Here is a 1147-nt window from a genome sequence, read left to right on the forward strand (position 1 = left end):
TCGCCGAGCCGGAGCTTCTCCTGAAACAGTTGAGCAATGAACGCTCCACCTTCGATGAGCGCGATATCGCCAAGGCGCTGCATCGCACTGTCGACGATCCCGCGGACTTTGCCAATATCCGCGCGCGGCTGATGGCGTCGGACGATCTAGTCATGCTGAAGCCGCAACAGGTCGATGCCGAAACGGGGAAGGTGGCGGAACCCGCTGTCTTCACCACGCGCGACATTCTGCGCGTTGAATATGACATGGCGCGGTCCGCGCAGGTGTTGTCGGAGCACGAGGGTTTTGCCGTTTCCGATCGGGCGGTTGCGGCTGCCATCAGACACGTCGAAACCGGCGATCCGGAAAAGCCCTTCAAGCTCGATGCGGAACAGGTGGACGCGGTCCGTCATGTCACCGGTGACAACGGCATTGCCGCCGTGGTCGGTCTTGCCGGCACCGGCAAGTCGACCTTGCTTGCCGCCGCACGCGTCGCCTGGGAAAGCGATGGCCGCCGGGTGATCGGCGCGGCCCTTGCCGGCAAAGCCGCTGAGGGGCTGGAAGACAGCTCCGGCATCAGGTCGCGAACACTCGCCGCCTGGGAACTGGCCTGGGCCAATGGACACGAGACGCTTCATCGCGGCGATGTGGTGGTTGTCGACGAGGCCGGCATGGTGTCGTCGCAGCAGATGGCCCGCGTGTTGAAGATTGCTGAAGAAGCAGGGGCGAAAGTCGTGCTGGTCGGCGATGCGATGCAGCTTCAGCCGATCCAGGCGGGTGCTGCCTTCAGAGCGATCACCGAACGCATCGGTTTTGCCGAACTTGCCGGCGTGCGCCGCCAGCGGGAGCCGTGGGCGCGCGAGGCGTCCCGACTTTTCGCTCGTGGCGAGGTCGAGAAAGGTCTTGATGCCTATGCGCAACAGGGTCGCCTTGTCGAGGCAGAGACGCGCGACGAGATCATCGGACGCATCGTTTCCGACTGGACGGATGCCCGTCGCGCGCTCGTTCGGGAAACTGCCGAAGGCGCAAACACGCCTCTCCTTCGCGGCGATGAGCTTCTTGTGCTTGCCCACACCAATGACGACGTGAAGCGTCTGAACGAGGCGCTGAGAGCCGTGCTGATGGGCGAGGGCGCCCTGGGTGAGGGGCGTTCTTTTCCGACCGAACG

At 64.1% G+C, this 1147-nt stretch carries 1 protein-coding gene; it reads left to right on the forward strand.

What is annotated here, in order from left to right:
* The coding region (locus tag OLZ32_RS39150) for an AAA family ATPase (protein WP_264425735.1) at positions 1–1147 on the forward strand (1147 nt) is incomplete at both ends.

This window comes from Rhizobium acaciae (genome assembly GCF_025941625.1).
Taxonomy (GTDB): domain Bacteria; phylum Pseudomonadota; class Alphaproteobacteria; order Rhizobiales; family Rhizobiaceae; genus Rhizobium; species Rhizobium acaciae.